This window comes from Haliscomenobacter sp. (assembly GCF_965225875.1).
GTDB lineage: Bacteria > Bacteroidota > Bacteroidia > Chitinophagales > Saprospiraceae > Haliscomenobacter.
On the sequence record NZ_CBDDBS010000002.1, the window covers coordinates 303820 to 323883 of the forward strand.

Consider the following 20064-nt stretch of genomic DNA (forward strand, 5'->3'; position numbering starts at 1 on the left):
TTAATAATGGTTAAAGGCAGGTGCGCGGCCTTTTGCTTTGCTGTAACTTTGTGCAAGAATGGAGAAAGTATCTCTACCATTTTTAAATACTAATGATTTGTATCGGCACAATACCTTATATCGGGCTTTAATGACGGGCAGCTTGCTCCTGCTGGCGATATTCCAGATTTACTGGCTAAAAAAGGTATATCAGGAACAAGAGAGCATTTTGCGCCACCAATCTGAGAATGTTTTTATCCAAACAATCCGGGATTTGCAGGACTCACTCATCCAGCGCAAGATTGTCTTTATGGAAGAAGACCCCAAACGTTCCATCAGACAAGTTATTCCGCCCAATTTTCAGTTTGAATCCAAAGCTCCTCCACCATCCAAACCCTCCACCATGGTAGTTGTTCGGATGGACAGTGTCACTTTTGTCCACCGCGACACTTTCCCGGAAAAAAGACCCATCAATTTTTATTTGCGCCAACGCAGCCCTAAGGATGAGCGTTTCCGTCGCACCTTTGGCTTGCGCAGAGGAATCAGTTTGGCTTTGAGCAAAATCCCTAAGGGGGCCAATGCTATGTTTGAGCTATCTGACGACACGATTCCCAAAGATCAATTGGTCAAACGATACAAAAGTCAGTTGGAAAAAAATGATTTGCCCCTAACTTTTTCAGTGAGCAAAATCGATTCCTTACCCGATGAATTATCCAAGGAAGGGATTGTACATTATGCGCCAGCCAGTATTCCACCTTTTCAATTTTATCGGTTGGTGGTAGACGATTACCGCTGGTTTTTGCTCAAACGGATGACCCCGCAGATGATTTTTGGTTTGTTCCTCTTGTTGTTCACGGGGCTGACTTTTTGGGTGATCTTCCGTAGTTTGCGCCAGCAACAACAATTGACCAAGTTAAAAAACGACTTCATCAGCAATATTACTCATGAGTTAAAAACACCCATTGCGACTGTAAGCGTCGCACTTGAAGCCCTGAAGGATTTTAACGCCCTGAACAATCCACAACGCACCCGGGAATACATCGATATTTCTCAGCACGAAATGCAAAGGTTGGCCATGCTGGTGGATCGGGTATTAAAGATGTCGATGTTTGAAAGTCAGACTTTACAAATCCAGCGTGAGCCTTTTAATTTGAAAAATGCGGTACAAAAAATCCTGGAGTCGCTCAGCCTGCAATTTGAAAAAAATCGGGCCAAGGTGAACTTTACTACCGAAGGCCAGGATTTTCAAATTGATGCAGATCCGATTCACCTGACCAACGTGGTGTATAATCTTTTGGACAATGCATTAAAATACAGCAAAGACCAACCCAACATCGACATCAACCTGTCCGAGCACAACGGCTCCCTCACCCTAAGTGTAAAAGACCAGGGCATTGGGATTCCCAAGGAGTATCAAAGTAAAGTTTTTGATCAGTTCTTTAGAGTTCCTAATGGGGATCGGCACAACGTCAAAGGTTATGGTTTGGGTTTGAGTTACGTAGCTGGCGTCATTCAACAGCACGGTGGGCAAATCATTTTGGATAGTGAAGTAGACAATGGGACCCGTTTTACGGTATTTTTGCCCAGACACAATAAATAAGGTATAGTGGCAACAAAAGTACTGTACGTAGAAGATGAGCTGTTTTTGGGCAAAATTGTCCAGGAAAGCCTCGAAAGCCGGGGATTTGAAGTCGTAATGATCGACGATGGTGCCAGGGTAATGGCTTCTTTCGATTCTTTTCTCCCCGACATTTGCCTGCTTGATATAATGTTGCCCAATCGCAACGGTTATGAATTAGGTGCTGATATTCGCCAACGCTTCCCTACCCTTCCTATTATTTTCCTGACTGCCAAAACACAAACGGAAGATGTTCTGAAAGGTTTCACTTCCGGTGGAAACGACTACATCCGCAAGCCTTTCAGTATGGAGGAATTGATTGCCCGCATCCACAATTTGCTCAACCTGAGTGGTCAAAACGCTATTGAAACGGGTGGCGAGCAAAACGGAATCATCCACTTGGGTAAGTACGAATTTGACCTGCGCAAGTACGAGTTGAGGCTTCAAACCCAAATCCGGAAATTGTCCCACCGCGAAGCAGAGCTGCTCAAAATCCTGGCCGATCATCGCAATTTTACGGTAGAACGAAAAATGATCATGCAACAGATTTGGGGTGATGATTCTTTTTTTAACTCAAGGAACCTTGACGTGTACATTACTCGTTTGCGGGACTATTTACGGGAAGATGAACGGGTGCAAATCATCACCTTGAAGGGCGTAGGGTATCAATTCATTGTAGATTAAAAGCCCGACAAATAAGGCAGAGCGAATATCATATTATTATTTTATTAAAAGCAACAAGAAGCGCACCAACTATCCAACAAAATAAAGACGACATAAAAAAGCCAACATAAGGATTACATAGGATAGAAAAAAAAAGCCATCCACTCATACTACATAAGCAGGTTTAGCCTATCTTCGCAAGGAATTTCTTTTGACTACCTTGTACTATTCTTTTGGGAATTGATTGCTGTTCAGAGACGACCAGTAAATAATTTTATCGCGATCATTCCATTTCAAAGATTGAATCTGCTCACCAAAGTTGTAATGACTTTAGTGTCAGCTGTTTTGATAATAACGCTATTTTTTATAAATCGGTATCTCATGAAAAGACCCTTACTCTTGAGTAATTCTCCTGTAGGGATTTTTGCTTCTTTTTTTCACTCCAGTGAAAAACTAAGAAAGCCCTTTTTCAAATCCTTTCTGGTCATGATGCCAGCCCTCTTTTTGAGTGGTCTGGCTTTCGCACAGCCCAGTTCAGCAACACTCACAACGGGCACTCCTGTGTGTCCGAGCACAAACGTAACGGTCACGTTTAACTTTGCTGGTTGGACTACTAGTACTAGTGTTACCCTTGAACTGAGTGATGCAAGTGGGAATTTTCCCGGAACCATCATTGGTAACATTGCGGCTGGTCCAGGAGCGAGCCCTGGTTCCATATCTGGAAACCTTGGAGCCGTCACCCCGAGTGCTGGCTATAGATTAAGGGTTAACTCCAACAGTCCTGGCGGGAGTTCAACCACTTCCCCATTCACCATATCAGGTGACCAGATTACGGCCAATTACCCAAACCCGTTGGGGCCTTATTGTGTAGGGGATCCAATTTCAGTCTCTTATTTACTAGACTGTGACTTCATTTCACCAAATACCTTTACATTGCAATTGAGCAATGCATCGGGAAGCTTTGCCTCTCCTACTAATATTCCTGGAGCTTCGGCAAGCATCACTGGGAATGGAACACTCAGTGGGACTTTCCCCAATGTTCCTACTGGTACAGGGTACCGGATGCGCATTGTGTCCAGTAACCCCAATGGTATAATCAGCAACCAGTCTTTACCTTTCCGCATTGGCAGTGGTACCCTGGAAAATGCAGATATGACTCCAATGAAAGCCAATGGCTCGATTTTTTGCCAAGGTGAGTACCTCAATCTGCTTTACGAATTCAATGCCGCTGATCCAATCAATGCAGGCAACATTTATACCATTCAGCTCAGTAACAATAATTTCACTACCTCCCGCACCATCGGTCGATTGGTCTCTACGGCTAAATCCGGTGCAATCCAGGCAGTGATTCCTTATGATGTCAGTGGTAGCAATTTTGAAATCCGGATTGTCGCCAGCAATGGTCTCATTGAAGGTTGCGAATACGGTTTGTATACCATTCCTGGTATCCGTCCGGCATTGGTGGATCCAACCAACATGTTCCAATGCCTAGGTGCAAACGTAACCTTCAGTACACCAACTGGAGGCTTTGATGCTTATACTTGGCAAAGTGTTTGTGCACCAGCATTCACCAATACTACGGCAGGTTTTCCTACCCCTATTGGTACTTCGATTGCTAAAAATGGAGGCAATATCTATATAGCCACTCCACAAGGTTTGGTTATTTCACGCAATAGTGGGATGACCTATACCGAAGTTGCACTTCCAGCTGAAGCCATCAACCATGTTTTTGTCAGAGGGTCTTTTGTATTTGTTTCCACCAACCAGGGCTTATTTGTTTCTGGTGACAATGGTGCTACTTTCCCTACCTTATATGATACTGGCAACGGTATCCCGGTACTGAGCGTCCGAGCTTCAGCGGCTACTAGCAATGGGGGGAATAATTATACCTATGCAGCAACTTCACTCGGGCTTTCTCGTCAGTTAAACGGAGGTACCTTTAATACTACTATCCCTGGAGTATCCGTTTCCGATATTTTTGTAGAAGGTACCAATGTATATGTAGCCACCAACATGGGCGTTTATGTTTCCAATGACAATGGAGTAAACTTCACCCAATTCACGGTAGGCAATGGCTTACCCAGCAACAACATCACCACCATTTATTTCAACAACGGAATCCTTTATGCTGGTACCGATAACGGCATCGGGATTTCTACCAATGGTGGCTTAAACTGGGTATTTTTCAACAACTCAAACAGTAATTTGCCAGATGATCCCATTCGGGACATCGCCGTGGCAAATAATCTCATCTATATTGCTACCTCAAAAGGGGTATCCATTGCCAACCTAGGCGGTGATGACTTTAGCACTTTTGTAGTAGGTTTGGAAAACCCGAGCGTTTTTGGCATCATCGCAGAATCTACTAGTAGTACTGCTGCCAGCATTTGGGTAGCTTCTTTAGGCGGCGTGGGTTCCGCAAATTTTACGCTTGCAGATTTACAAACTGGACCAAACCAAACCTATAATTTAGCGTCGGTTACCGCAGCGAACTCCTGGTGTCGTTTTCAGGTAAAAGTTACCGAAAACACCTGTATGCTGACCAGTAACCCGGTCGGCGTGGGTGATATTCCACCGACCATTTCAGTGGCAAAAGTAGACCCCACCAAATGTGGTGGTTCTGACGGAACCTTTACCATTTCTGGTTTGGTACCCAAAACCAAATATCGCCTAAACTTTTCAGGCCCATCCCCGGGCTTGCCTAAATCAGGTGATACCGTAATGACCAATGCTGCCGGCCAAATTGTGGTTAGCCTTTTGGCAATGGGTAATTACACGAATATTTTTGTAAGGAGTCTGCTCGGACCGCCGACGCCAGGGTGTACTTCCAATGTAGTGAGTATCACCTTAAATGATCCTCCTCCTCCTTCTCCGGTAACAGCAACTCCGGTCACTGCGGTTTGTCAGGGTACCAATATAACAGTCAACTTAACCTCAGCCTTACAAGCCAGCGAGGTATTTCGGTGGTACACCAATAATACGGCTACCGTTCCAGCCAATCCTTCTATAAGCACGGGTCTAACCTATTCGCCAGCAGTAGCACCTGCTGCCACGGGGACGCTTTATGTGCGCAAAAGAAACAATGCCACGCTGTGTTTTGGCCCCATCCTCGCGGTTCCGTACACCGTGAATACTGCCCCCCAAATCACCCACTCCAAAGTAGAGCCGACTACAGCCAGCGCTACAAATGGGTCGATCACCATTGGGATGAGCAATAACCCGGGTAGTCCACCTTATACTTTGCAGTATACTACACCTGCAAATATGGTGCAAACTATTCCAGCCTTGACTTTTGCTCAGTTCCCTTATACCATCTCGGGTTTGGGCGTAGGCAACTACACCAATATTACAGTAACCAGCGCTTCAGGTTGCCCTTCCAATGTGATTGGTTCTTGCCCACTTTTGGGCCCTCCCCCACCCGATGTTGTTTCCACTTTGGGTTTAAAAACCATTGTGTGTGACATTCCTGGCGTAAAAGGTGGATATTTCCAAACTGCATATGAAGATATTTGTGCTAGTGATAATCTGATCGACGATAATGCCGGGGGCATTGCAGTTGGTCGGATTCGCCAAACCGTAGCCAATGGTGGCAACAATGAAAGAGTAGAAATGCGCGGGTACATTGAATTTGACATTTCAAATTATGTACCTAAAAATGCCACCATCCAAAAAATCGAATATCGCCCTATTTCCTTACAAGGCGGCTTCCAGCAGGTCTGTGAAGTGGATGTTGTCAATACCAGTGCAACGGGCGACATTCAATTTGACATTACCCAGATTGCTGACAAGTACTACTACGATTATATTGGTTACGATCCCAATATTTTTGACGATCTGTTTGATACCAAATACAATGACTTTACCATTGGAGCAAATGCAACTGGACCCTATACCAACCTGGGGCAATTGGGTATAATTGATGCCCAAAATCGTTTGGCACAAGATGGTAAACTACGTTTGGGCTTAACCTTATCTGGTACTGATTTCGATCTTCCAGTATTCCAGTTCCATGGGATGGTTTTTGCGCCTTCAGTAGAGCATACCCTTTGTATCACTTATACCATGAAGGATTTTGGTGACTTACCTGAGCCAAAATTCGCTACCGATTTGCAAGGCGGTCTGGTTGGACCTAGCCACGGAATCGATTCCTTGGACATCGATCCACGTCCTGAAGTAACCAACCGCCAGCCTGCGATGTTCATCGGTACTACTCCTCCTGATGCAGAAGGTGATGGTAAGCCTTCTTTGTTGGCTGATGGTGACAATAATAATGGTGTAAATGACGAAAACGTAAATCGTTCCTGGTTTACCAATCCTGCTACTGCCGACTCTCTGATTGCTGGCAATAGCATCACTATGACCTTCCCTGTAACCAACAATCTTGACACTACTGCGAATGTAATCGTGTTTGTAGATTGGAATAACAATGGCGTTTTTGAAAACGTTACTGAGCGCTATTCTACTACCGTAGATTCTGGCACGCATACAGTAGTGTTTAACTTGGCAATTCCAATATTCGCTTCTGGCAATATCGGCGTTCGCGTACGGATGACCTCGGGCGCTGTGTTCGACGCTTATGGCCCAGCACCTGACGGTGAAGTTGAAGATTATATGTTGCAAGGTGTAGCTGGTTTCGACTATGGTGACCTCCCGGATGCCGCTGCTGGTACAGGAACAGGAAACTATGAAACCATCTTTAACATCAACGGCTCTCGCGGGCCGCGCCACCGAATTGATGCAAGATTAAAAATTGGCAACACCATCGATGCAGAAGCTGATGGTCAACCTCAGGCAAATGCCTTTGGTGATGACATCAATGGCATCGATGACGAAGATGGTGTCATTCAACCTGATTCAATTATTCGTGGAAAACCCGCAGTGTTTAAAGTGTTTGTGACCAACTTAACTGGTGCAAATGCTTATCTGATGGGTTTTGCAGATTGGAACGACGATGGCTCTTTTGAAGACGCTTCGCCCAATCAAAAATCTGGCCCAATAACCATTCCTGCAGGAGCAAGCGGTTATTACAATGTAATCTTCAATGTTCCGGTTTTACCGAATCCTCTGCCTGAGCGAGTTGCTACCCGTTTCCGTTTGAGTAATGAAAGTGTAGCCGTACAGCTATCTACTGGCCCTGTACAAGGGATCACTACCGACATCCTTGGTGAAGTAGAAGACACCTGGGTGACCATTGTGGGCTATGACTGGGGTGACTTGCCTGAGCCTCGCTACATTACTGATAAGCAAGGTGGCCAGCCTGGCCCAAGCCACAAAATCGTACCAATTATCGTCACCACCCCTGCGCTGGATACACTGTATGCACTGTATATTGGTGCTACGCCTCCCGATCCTGAATTGGAAGGCCAGCCTAACCAGCCAGCAACGGGTGATGATACAAATACCTTTGATGACGAGGATTTGAGTCCTAATAACTTCTTGAATCCCGCTACTTTATTGCCTTATCCACTTATTTCTACCGACAGTACGGTATTCCGTATACCTGTAACCAACAATTTAGGTAAAAGCGCCACTCTCTGGGCCTTTATTGACTGGAATGGTGACGGTCAGTTCAATGGAGTTACCGAGACTTATCAGCGTTCGGTTGCTGCCAACTTTACAGGCAATGTTGATTTAGGTATTCGCATTCCGAATATACCTACTTCTGATTCTATTGGAGTACGTATCCGTTTGACTTCTGGCAATATCCTCGACGCATACGGGCAGGCGCCAGATGGGGAAGTCGAAGACTTTATTGTTGAGTTGCGCGGTGCGGAATATGGTGACTTACCTGACGCTACCGCTGGCACCGGCAATAACGATTACCAAACTCGCCGGGTATACAATGGACCTCGTCACGGGGTGCCAGTGACTCCTCGTGTGTTTATGGGTAAATTTATTGATACTGAAGCCGATGGCCAACCAACTGAAAGAGCGACTGGCGACGACAATAATCTGATTCCTGATGATGAAGATGGCATTATCTTCCTGAGTCCGCTGACTCCCGGTAGCAATGCACAGCTGTCTTTCACCGGTACCAATAATGAACCTGTTCCAGCTACCCTACACATTTGGGCAGATTGGAATAGCGATGGTGTTCTTGAATACGTTGATGATGTCGTTGTTGCAGCCAATACAACCGTAACGGCTCAGATCGTCAACTTCGCCGTACCAGCCAATGCCACTTTCGCCGGCGGTAAAGTATATTTCCGCTTCCGTTTCACTACGGATGTACCTTTCAACGCGGCACCTAGCCCCAATGGCTCAGCTGCTGACGGTGAAGTGGAAGATTACTTCCTGCCAATCTTCAAACTGGGCAACCTGGTTTGGGAAGACCGCAACAACAACGGCCTGCAAGATGCTGAAGAGATCAACCTGGGTATCCAGAATGTTCGCGTTGTATTGCGTTTTGGCGGTGTAGATCCTGTAACTGGTCGTTGTGATTCAGTTACTCAAAATACAGCGCAAAACCCAAATACGAAACTCATCGATGGAAGTACAACCCGAGATTTCATCCAGGATTCAGTCTTGCAAACCTACACCGATGCGAAAGGTCTGTACTGCTTCACTGGCTTGATTGAAGGTGTTTACCAGATCATTTCAATCGATACTTTTGGTCTGACGCCTTCTCGTTTTGACCACATCAAAAATGTAACTGAGGAAGACCTTGATAGCGATGGGAAACCACTCAAAAATCCATGGGATTATTTAAGTGGGGAGCGCAGACAATCTAAGAGCCAAATGTTCAAGCTCAAGATTGACCAGATTGGCACGGACGAAGAAGGTATTCTTGATCAAGGCAATCCTCAACTGCTCGATCCAAACGCATTGGGTGTATTCCCAGATGATCGCGTAGAACAACGGATTGACTTTGGTTATGTTGGTCTTGATCTCGGTGACTTGGCAGAATCTGGCAACAATCCTTCAGTAACCAATTTTGTGACCACTGAAAACGGCACCAAGCCTGAAGGACCTAAACACATCGTTACGCCAGACTTGCGTTTGGGTAACTGTCAGGATGTAGAATGGTTGGGACAACCCGACCAGGATGCTGGTGCTGAATTCAAACCAGCTCCAGATGCAGGTGGTGATGATCCAATCGCCGACTTCAGCAACTATCCCAACTTCCCATACGATCCTTCACAAGGTCGTCGTTGGCCATTCCACAATGCTGCCAATGTTTGTGGCGATGATGAAGATGGTATCCGCTTTGTGACCCCAATGATTGCTGGTTATGAAGCTCAAATTACCGTGAAGTACCATGCCAAAATCAACCTGGACGGCCCGGATGCATACTTGCACGCCTGGTTTGACTGGAACGGTGATGGTAACTTTGACGATGGCGCGGGCGTCATTGATGCCAACGAACACATCATCTTTACCCATCTGAATGGCAACCCAATTGTATTGGAGGCCAATACTCAGGCGGTAAAACTGGAAATGAGTTTCTTGAAGTTCGCTGGTGATTCTGTTCGCTTGAGCTTCAAAGTTCCTGCTAATGTGGCTTACAACAATGGCAATATTTTGTCTCGTTTCCGCATCAGCTTTGATCCACGCCTCGGACCAAACGGAATTTTGGCACCAAACCTCAACTTCCCTGACCCACAACCCGGAGCAGGCACAAGTCAGGTTCCCGGTGGCATCATTCCTTACGGTGAAGTGGAAGATTATTTCATCTCGCTGTCTAAAGTGGGCAACACCGTATTTGAAGACCGCGATTACGATGGCTTCCAGGATTTGCTTGAACCAGGTATTGCCAATGTGCCAATCAAACTGCAATTCGCAGGTTTGGATGGCATCCTGAATTCAGGTGACCTTTACGAATATACTTATCACGATACCACCGACGCCAATGGCCGCTACTACTTCTGTGGCTTGATTGGCAACGTTGATCCTTCTGGTATTCCAAATCCAGTTTACCAGATCATCGTGTCTGACCCAGCAGGAATGACCGCTACGTTCAACAATCCGAATCCATCTGACGATGCTTGTATTGATGACAATAGCAATGGCGACGACCTGTTGATCGACAACCGCATTACTACCGACACCTTCACCATCACCAATCCGATGATGTTGTGTCTGGATGAAAATGCTCCACGCAATGACGTAGGTGGATTGGTGCCAGGAAACAACCTCCCTCCTTCCGCCGATGCCCTGAATAACTTCCCGGACAACCAATACGACGAAACCCGTGACTTTGGTTATACCGGATTTGATTATGGCGATCTGCCGATCACTGCCATCCTGCCTGGTTCTAAATACCTGACCCTGCGCGATTCGATGGATGCTTTGTTCAGTGGTAAATTTGGCCCACGCCACGCCATCCAGCCTCGCCTCTACCTCGGTAAAGGTGTAGATGGAGAATTGAACGGCAAACCAGATGCAGATGCTGGTAGCAAAGCTGGTGGTGATGACGATGACCAGGGTGCCTTCAAAAAAGGTGTGACTGCGGATGATGAAACAGGTGTTCGCCTGCTTTCTCCACTGCTCCCTGGTGAATACGCTTACATCAAAGTCAACTATACTTCGCAGGATACCACCAATGGTGGCTACGTCAACAAAACTGCGTACCTCGATGGCTTTATGGACTGGAACGGCAACGGGGTGATGGATCTTCCGGCTGAAAAGCTTGAATTTACCCACCAATCTGTTTCTGCAACGGCGCCATTCTCGACCAATTTGGTACCTGCATTGGGCACACCTACCCGCACGGCTACTTTGCCTGCTACAGGTGCTAATGGTGTAGACAGTACGATCCTGGCCTTCCGGGTGCCAACTACCGCAGTATTTGACTCTGGTACCATCTTCATGCGTTTCCGCCTGGGTTGGACCAACTATGCTACTCAATTCCCAACTGCCTTCCCGAATGGCTTGGGTGATGACAACAATATTTTCCACATGACTTTGCCACCTTTCGTCAAGTCATTCGAAAATAACTTGCCATTAGGACCAATCTTGGCGCCACCAGCCAACTGGACTGATGCTCCTGGCAATACCGGAAGATATCCATACCCACAAGGGGAAGTGGAAGATTACGCAATTCCAGTAGGCAAAATTGGCAACCTGGCCTGGTTTGATCACGATGTATTCGGTGATCAGGATACCCGCGAAGATGTGGTTGACTCTCTGCACCTCGTACTGATCTGGGGTGGTGTAAATGGTACTACCGGTGTATTCGACACTGTGGGTTACCAGACTAGCCTTAGCTCTTTGGGCACAGTGACCGATATTTTGTACAACCGTACAATCGCTCCTCCGGGAGTAGGCACTTATGCTCCTGGTGCTCTGGTGAAAACCGGTATCTCTCCAGCAGCTGACAGCGGTTTGTATTCCTTCCGCGGTTTGATCCCTGGTATCTACTACGTGTTGCCAATGAAATACTTTGCAACCGACAGTGCCAGCTTTGTGAATGCCTGGCCGAAACACCGAGTAGTAACCCTCCAGGATAACCCTGGGGTAAGCGATGGCCAGGATAGCGATGGCCGCACCTCAGGAGTAGGTGGCACAAGTCGAGGCCCTGGTGCTTTTGTAAAAATCACCGATGGCAACAACCGCCAACCTGAAGTTTGTGTCAATGATCGCCCACTGTTCGCCGCGCCGAATCCAATTAATGATGCACGTGAAGGTGGGTCTGGTGCGGAATTGAGAGCCAATGACGCCATCGAAAATGGCAAACGGGATGCGGACGACAATGCCAATCCATTTACTCCGGCCTTCTTCCCCGACAACCAGTGGGATAAGTCAGTAGATATTGGTTGGGTAGACGAACCAAACGTAGAAGCAAGTATGGACATCGTTGGGGTGAACTTCCCAACCAGCCAGATTTGCGGCAACTTCAACGTGATTACGCACTTGTGTGTGAAAAACCCACAAGAAGTGCCACTCGATAGCTTCCAGATGTTCTTCAACCTGTTGAACGCATATGGCCCAGCCTTGTACACGGCTTCCAAGCCAATTGTAACCATCGTTGATAGCGCATTTGTAACCAATTTACCACACCAGAAGATCAGAAAGTCGTCTTTGGTCAACTTCAAGTCTGCAGTTAACGCAAAACCAAAAGACTTGCTGAAGGTCAACCCCAACTACAATGGTACTACTGATACCAAACTGTTGGTGCCAACTTCTGAGAATGCACACTTCCTGCTGCGTGGTGACTCTATTTTGTGTGTACAAATTGAATTCGAAATTGATCCAACCAAGGACGCGGCTTATCCATGGATGTTGTCTGCCTCCGTTACAGCTCGTGCGGTAGGATTCAACAAACAAACTGGAGACAAGCGGCCTTTGACCGACTTCCGCTTCTTCCATCCACGCTTTGGCAAGTCCATCGTAGTATTTGACTCAACCGATGAGTACGACGATCCAATGCCAATGGCTAACCTGGCTTATCCTGCTGGTGGTGACGGTATCCTCTTTGAAGGTATGGTTGCCGACCGCGGATTGAAAGGTGATTATCAACTGCCTTACGTTTCTCCAAACGTAACTGGTCGTGATAAGTACGAAGACGAAGACGACAAAGCCATAATGAATGACTCTTGCTGGTTCAAGACTAAGTGGAACAGTGGTTACAAAGAATTCCAAATTGCATTGGATGCCAACTGTGAGGCTGTTGTAAATGCTGACCTACTGGTGCCCAATTTCATCGCAGCTTGTGGTTTTGACAAGTATCCAATGGGTAGCTACTACCGGGTGATCATTCAGGATAAATGGACTGAGGAAACCCTCTGGGCTTCTGTAGATCGCGTTCCATTTGACGTGAAGAAATACCGTGATCGCACCTTGATTTACAAAGTAAGAAGTGTTTCCAACCACTGTAATGTGATTTGGGGTCCAATCATCTTTGTAGACAAGATTCCTCCAGTAGTGACTTGTCCACCGAATACTTCCCGCAAGTTGAACTCCAAGAACCAGATCGTTGGTACATATACTTTTGTGTGCTCGGATGTGGACAGCATCTACAACGTGACCAGATCATGGAACGATAGCCTGTATGCTTACTATACTGGAAAGGCTACAGCAACCGATGCTTGTGGTACGCCAAGACTGGAAAACGTTAAGGACGAAATTGAATACTTTGCTGATTGCAACGCATCTGCTGCTCAGGGTTACCTCTACGCTCAGATTCGCCGTACCTTCAGTTTCATAGATTTGATGGGCAACAAGGCCAATTGCAGCCAGTTGATCAACATCTATCGTCCAGTCATCAAATTGCCCTTGTGCAAGATTGAGGTGCCGAACGACAAAGCCAAAGGTGATAATTTGATTCTACCCGCTGATTTGGCCGGCAAGAAGTACAATATCGCTGAAAGTGTGCCCTACTACATCAATGGATCAGGTAAGAAGATTTACCTCACCGGAAAAGATTACTGTGGTTTTGCCTTCAACTACACGGATGAAGTTTCCTTCTCTACTGGCCAAGGCTTGTGTGGCAAGAAGATCATCCGTACTTGGTCAATCTTCGACTGGTGCTATGGAACCGGAACTGCCTATCCAAACTACTTGATCCAGCCAGCGACTGGCAACGATTGCTACGCTGAAAGTACCTGGAGTGGTGGCCGCTATACCTGGCAACAAACCATCATCGTAGGTGACAGCGAAAGACCAATCATCACTGCACTAGATATCGATAAGGATGGTAAAGTAGGTGCTTATACTGGCGCTCCTCAAGCCAATCCAAAAACAGCTACTGCTACTTACGATCCGGATGACGTACTGGAGTACTCTACTGGTCCGATGGATTGTACAGGTGGATTTGTATTCAACCGCTCCAGCTTCAATGTAACTGAGCAAAGTGACTGGTGCTATGAAATCCGCGTAGTAGAACGTGTAGCGATCCTTGACCTGGATGAGCGCCCCACTGGTGTGTTCGTGCTCAAAACTGATCCGGGAGTAAAAGTCACTGGTGACTGTGCTAAAGGTTACACCGTATCTGGAGTACCAACGCTAGGCGACTGGTTTGTAGAAGTACGGGTTTACGACGCATGCTATCAAGATAGTGTTGTTTGGATCCCTGTTCGGATCGTAGACAAGATTTCGCCCGTAATGAAGTGCGACGACAAGTTGAACATTACCCTCGATAACCAGGGCAACGGCTTTGTAGCCGCTAAAGACCTGGACGAAGGTAGCTGGGACAACTGTAAGTTGAAGTGGGTGAAAGTGCGCCGTCCAGTAGCTGATGCCTGCGTTGCGACGATGCTGAAATTCCCACGGGTAATTGACGCCAATAAAAATGGCAAGCTTGATCCTTATGATCCATCTAAAGGTAAGCTTGACTTGAACGGCAACGGCAAAGCTGACGATTATGATTACATCGATCTCAATAGCAACGGCGTTGCCGAGATCGAAGAATACTTCACCATTGGCGAATACTTCACGAAGAACCCACCAGCAGCTGGCAATGGATCTGGCATTATCATGACCCCATTGATGGATACTGTTCCGTTCTTCTGTTGTGATGGAAGTGCGTTGATGGTTGAACTGTGGGGTATGGACAAATTTGGCAACCTCAACTACTGCTGGAACAACATCCAGGTAGATGACAAAACGCCAATCCAGTGCCTTGCTCCTTGGGAAGTTACCATCTACTGCAACGATAAAAACATCGGTATCATTGACAATAAGGTGTTGTCTGCTAAAGTGTTTGGTGATGTGATCATCAATAGCGGTGCAGTTTGTATCCAGGCAGATACTGCCTACAGTACGGTGAAACGCCTGAAATGTGGCGCTGGTACCATCGAACGGATTTGGGTATTGACCAAACAAACGGCTAATGGCCCAATTACCACTACCTGTAAGCAAATCATCCGGGTATTGCCAGTACGCGAGTACAACATCTGCTTCCCTAAAGACGTAGACCAACGCGACTGCAAAGTACCAGTGATTGATACTGCTTTCACCAAAGAATTGGGTTGTGACATCCTCGCGGTCAACGTCAGCGATAAGCGCTACGATGCTTCCGATGATGAGTGCTACAAAATCTTCCGTACCTACACCGTCATCGACTGGTGTGCTTACGATGATCGTTGTGGTGATCCAATGACTGAAGGAAGTGTTTATGTGGTCGATCGCGCTTACAATGGATACGGCAAAACGCCAATCTATGTACTGGTTCGCGACAAAAACAAAGACCAGCGTGAAGAGTTCTACCTGTCCTTGAACGAGACACCTGAAGAAGGTACCTTGAACGATGGTAAGGTCGGAACTGCTAACGATGAAGCCTTCATTCCACCATACTGCGAAAGCGCCTTCCAGGACAATCCTTACGGTTTGCCAGTAGGTGAGTTCTACCACTCCTTCATGTATACCCAGATCATCAAAGTATACGACGAAGTGAAACCAGTAGTGACTGGTGATCCTGCCAAGTTCTGCATCCGTGAAGGTGCTGATTGCCTGGCCAACATCAAAATGGTGGTAACCGGTAAGGACAACTGTACCAACGAAGTGACCCTCGAAACTCAATACTTGATGATTGCTCCGTTCCAAACTCGCGATGCAGGTAGCATGATTCTTTACGCTACTCCTCGTTGGAGTACCAAAGCATTGGGCAATGGTCAGTTCGAGATCAATGTCAGCAACTTGCCTCAAGGCAAACATGACCTGATCGTGGTCGTACGCGATGAGTGTGGTAACCTGAGTGACGCCACCCGGATTCCATTCACTGTCGAAGATTGCAAGGCTCCGGCTCCAATCTGTATCAATGGTTTGAGTACCGAATTGATGCCTGATGGCGCAGGTGCTGGCATGATGACTGTATGGGCTTCTGATTTCGTAGCTTCCAAAATCTACGATTGCAATGGCCAAGGTCCTGAAACCAATACAACGGGTGCTAAACTGGTCACCAAGTACTCCATCAATCGGGTAGGTAGCCCGGCGGTAGAGTCTCAGACCAGCTTGCTCCTTAATTGTGCCGATGCTGGCAAAACCATCCTGGTTGAATTGCATGCATGGGACAATGCCGGTAACCACGACTTCTGTGTAACCTACATTGAAGTTCAGGACAACCGTAAAGTTTGCGGCGGTTCGGGCAATGTAACCCTGGGTAGCATCTCCGGTTTGATCACTACTGATGAAGCTGAACCACTCCAGGGTGCTCAAGTTGACCTGAGTGGTGCTGCTACGATGAAGTACAATACTCCGGGTGCAGGTACCTTTGTCTTCAATAGCCTCAACAAAGGAAGTGACTTCAGCGTAAGTGCTCAATTGGATAAAGATCACCTCAATGGAGTTTCTACTTTCGACCTTGTTTTGATCCAGAAGCACATCCTCGGCGTGAAGCCGCTCGAAGGGGTATACCGCATGATTGCTGCTGACGTCAACAACTCTAAGTCGATCAGTACCCTGGACATGATCCAGATCCGCAAGTTGATCCTGCAGATCGATACCAAGTTCAACAATGTACCTAGCTGGAAATTCGTCGACGCTGCTTACAAGTTCCCGGATGCTCAAAACCCATTCACGGCTGAGTACCCTGAGATCGTCAACGTCAATGACCTGGCTGGTAATGTCAGAGCCGACTTCATCGCAGTCAAAATGGGTGATGTCAACGGTAGTGCAGCAACCATCAGTGGGGTAGCAGCCGCTGAAACCCGTAGCGACCGTGCCTTGTTGTTGAACACCAACGAGATCGCCATGAAGGCCAACTCGCCTTACGAGATTGCCATTCGCGCTAAAGACTTGCAAAACATCCAGGGCTACCAGTTCACCTTGAACTATGACCTGAATGCAGTCGAGCTCGAAGGAATCGAATACGGAGTTGCCAAGGCCGATAACTTTGGTGTCTTCAAGGACAAAGGTGCCATCACTACCAGCTGGAACCTCAGCAGTACCCTCAATGCCGCTGGCAATGAGGTGCTGTTCACCTTGAAATTGAGAGCCAAAGCCGCTGTGAAATTGAGCGAAGTGTTGAACATCAGCAGTCGCCTTACTCCAGCTGAAGCCTACGATAAGCAAAATGAGGCCATCGGCGTCAAACTCAGCTTCGGTGCTGATGTCACTCAGGATTTTGCTGTACTGCGCCAGAATACTCCCAACCCCTTCCAGGATGAAACCCTCATCGGGTTCTATCTGCCCAAGGCCACCAAGGGCACTTTGACCATCCGCGACACCAAAGGAAGTTTGGTCTACCGCATGGAGGGCAATTATGTCAAGGGGGAAAACAAGGTCATTCTGAAGCAAGCCGATTTGAGAGCCAGCGGCGTGTTGTACTACACCCTCGAAACCGCTGACTTTACCGATACCAAAAAAATGATTCTGTTGAACCGTTAATCACACGGATGCACCTTACAACCCTTGCCGCTTTTGGGCTGAATTTTCAGCACGATAGCGGCAAGGTTGTAAAGTAGCGCTCCACCAACCTTTTAGATCATGAAGAACTATATTCAATTAATTCTGGTTGGAGTTGTGGTTTGTACCACCATCCTCGGTAAAGCTCAATCATTGTCACCAGAGGTAATCAGTACTGCTGGTGGAAAAATGCAAACTGCAACCATTAGTTTGGATTGGACTTTGGGAGAAACTGCCGTCTCCCGTTGGAACACCCCTGGAGGATTTACCACGGAAGGTTTTCATCAACCTATGCTGGAAGTAACCTTATTGCCCGAATACAGTTCCCCCAAGGTGAGCATTGCGCCCAATCCTGTTCAGTCTACGCTGAATGTTCTGGTCAGTGATGCCAAACAAAAAGCACTTTTCGCTCAATTGGTGGATATTCAGGGCCGGGTGTTGGTTCAACGCACCAATTTATCCCAGGGCAATACTGAGTTTAACCTGAGCAATCTACCTTCAGGAACCTATTTTCTGAAAGTATCACAACAAAACGGGAAACCAATCGAAGTCTTCAAAGTCGTTAAAACACACTAGGAAGACTCCACATAAATTGACTCTATTGGGCTTGGCCCTTTTCAACTTTTAATCCTATTGGCATGAAAAAATTATTACTCTTTTTGATTGCTGCCAACCTCTTAGGCGGTCTTGCCTTGTCAGCACAGAGTACGGCGGCTGCGCAGGGTATGAATTATCAGGCTGTAGCCAGGGATGCAAAGGGGCAAATCATTGCCAATCTCCCTGTCTCACTAAAAATTTCCTTAGTATCCAAAACTGGGGCACAAACTGAATATTATACCGAAACGCACCAGGTTGTAACTGATCAAAATGGTCTGTTCAAATTGGTAATCGGAGAAGGTAAAAATGCCTCTGGCGTTCTAGCCGATGTTCCCTGGGCTAAAGAACAGGTTTGGCTCAACATTGCGATGGATGATAAAGCGGGCAAAAATTACAATTTGGTAAGTTCTGCCAAGTTGCTTTCAGTGCCCTATGCATTTCATGCTGCTACTGCCTCGCAGATTGTAGATGAAGCCAGCGCCATAGACTTGCCTTTAGAAAAAAACCAATCCATTTATTGGACCACAGGAGGTAACACCAATACTCGACCTGCTACCCATTTTGTTGGTACACGGGACAACCAGGATTTGGTGCTTAAGACCAATAATACAACTCGGGTAAAATTTACCAAAGAAGGCCAAATGCAGGTATTCAGCGGCGTTAAAGGTAATGGCATGCCTGGAGACGATGAAGCAATGGCCAACTATCCAGTCACAGTACAAGGTAGCGACCAAGGGATTTACATCAAAGTGAATGGCTCTCGGGACAATGACAACAACTTTGTCACTTTCGCTGACGATGAAGGAGTCTGGGGACGAATTGAAGGACAAACCCTGGATGAACTGTATGCAAGCTCGGAGTATAAAACTCAGGTAGCTTTATTTACTTTACAAACTATTTCTCTGGCCGCTCAAGTAGTAGCTTATACCGCAGAAGCTGTTGGTTTGGCCGCATCAGGAGTGGGTGCTGCTGCTGCAGTTGGCGCCGTAGCCAATGCGGTTGCACTGGGTGTAGAAGCGGCCTCTTTGGCCACAGAATGGATCACCTGGGAAAATGACCTTCGTGACAACATTGGAGTAACTTATGAATCTGGGGCCGGTGACTATGCAGAATGGTTAGAGCGCAAAAAAGGCGAGCGCGATATGCATTTTGGTGAAATTGTAGGCGTGAAAGCTGGTCAAATTTCTTTGAACACGAAAGAGGTAGATCACTTCATGGTGGTTTCCATGCGCCCAATCGTATTGGGTAACGCCCCCCAACCTGCCAAACAAGAGAACTTTGAAAAAGTAGCCTTTATGGGCCAGGTGCCCGTAAAAGTGGTTGGTAAAGTAGCTATTGGCGATTACATCCTTCCTTCTGGCAATAACGATGGTTTGGGTATTGCCGTAAACCCCAGTGAAATGAAACTGGGAGACTACGCTAGAATCGTAGGGGTAGCTTGGGAAGCAGCCAAAGAAGCACCGCTGAACTATATAAATGTAGCAGTGGGCATCAACAGCAATGATTTGACCCGTAAAGTAGACGAGTTGAACCAAAAAGTGGAGCAAATCATGGCTTACCTGGAAGGGAAAGCGCCTCTTAATGGTGATGGAACTGTGCTGGCAAACGTACCAAGCATGAAGCCACAAACTACAATAAACAAGCTATATACTGATGAAGAGTTTGATCAGTTGATTGATAAAAATGCTGATTTCTTCACCCAAATGTACGCCGAAGCCAAACTTAGCCTGATCAAACAGGGTTATGATTTGAGCAAAAATCCCAAGATGGTGGAAATGTTGGACAACCCACTTCCCTTCATCAAAGAAGTACGCCGTGATCCGACCTACCTTACCCAGTGGGCATTAGTGGATCAAAAAATTAAGTCGTCAAAAAAATAGGCCAAATTTGAACCAATCAAGTTTCCTATTGATCAAATTTTAAGG

General features: G+C 46.7%; 5 protein-coding genes. All 5 read left to right on the plus strand.

What is annotated here, in order from left to right:
- Window positions 1-58: 58 nt before the first annotated feature.
- The 5 genes from ACO08K_RS04305 to ACO08K_RS04325 all read left to right on the plus strand — a co-directional run bounded on the left by ACO08K_RS04305 (window position 59) and on the right by ACO08K_RS04325 (window position 20019).
- Window positions 59-1579 (plus strand): sensor histidine kinase, encoded by a 1521-nt coding sequence (locus ACO08K_RS04305; protein WP_421795166.1) that lies wholly within the window; start codon window positions 59-61, stop codon window positions 1577-1579.
- 6 nt (window positions 1580-1585) lie between these two features.
- Window positions 1586-2281 (plus strand): response regulator transcription factor, encoded by a 696-nt coding sequence (locus tag ACO08K_RS04310; RefSeq protein WP_421795167.1) that lies wholly within the window; start codon window positions 1586-1588, stop codon window positions 2279-2281.
- A 465-nt stretch (window positions 2282-2746) separates the two neighbouring features.
- Window positions 2747-17524: a GEVED domain-containing protein gene (locus ACO08K_RS04315; RefSeq protein WP_421795168.1), complete on the plus strand. Its 14778-nt coding sequence runs from the start codon at window positions 2747-2749 to the stop codon at window positions 17522-17524.
- A gap of 99 nt (window positions 17525-17623) precedes the next feature.
- A complete protein-coding gene (locus tag ACO08K_RS04320) occupies window positions 17624-18118 on the plus strand; it encodes a T9SS type A sorting domain-containing protein (RefSeq protein ID WP_421795169.1) in 495 nt (164 codons plus the stop codon).
- 62 nt (window positions 18119-18180) lie between these two features.
- Window positions 18181-20019, plus strand: coding sequence for a hypothetical protein (locus ACO08K_RS04325; protein ID WP_421795170.1), 1839 nt, complete (start codon window positions 18181-18183; stop codon window positions 20017-20019).
- Window positions 20020-20064: the final 45 nt, after the last annotated feature.

Coding starts and splice junctions, on each gene's coding strand:
- ACO08K_RS04305 (WP_421795166.1), top strand. CDS start 59: ATGGAGAAAGTATCTCTACCATTTTTAAATACTAATGATTTGTATCGG.
- ACO08K_RS04315 (WP_421795168.1), top strand. CDS start 2,747: ATGATGCCAGCCCTCTTTTTGAGTGGTCTGGCTTTCGCACAGCCCAGT.
- ACO08K_RS04320 (WP_421795169.1), top strand. CDS start 17,624: ATGAAGAACTATATTCAATTAATTCTGGTTGGAGTTGTGGTTTGTACC.
- ACO08K_RS04325 (WP_421795170.1), top strand. CDS start 18,181: ATGAAAAAATTATTACTCTTTTTGATTGCTGCCAACCTCTTAGGCGGT.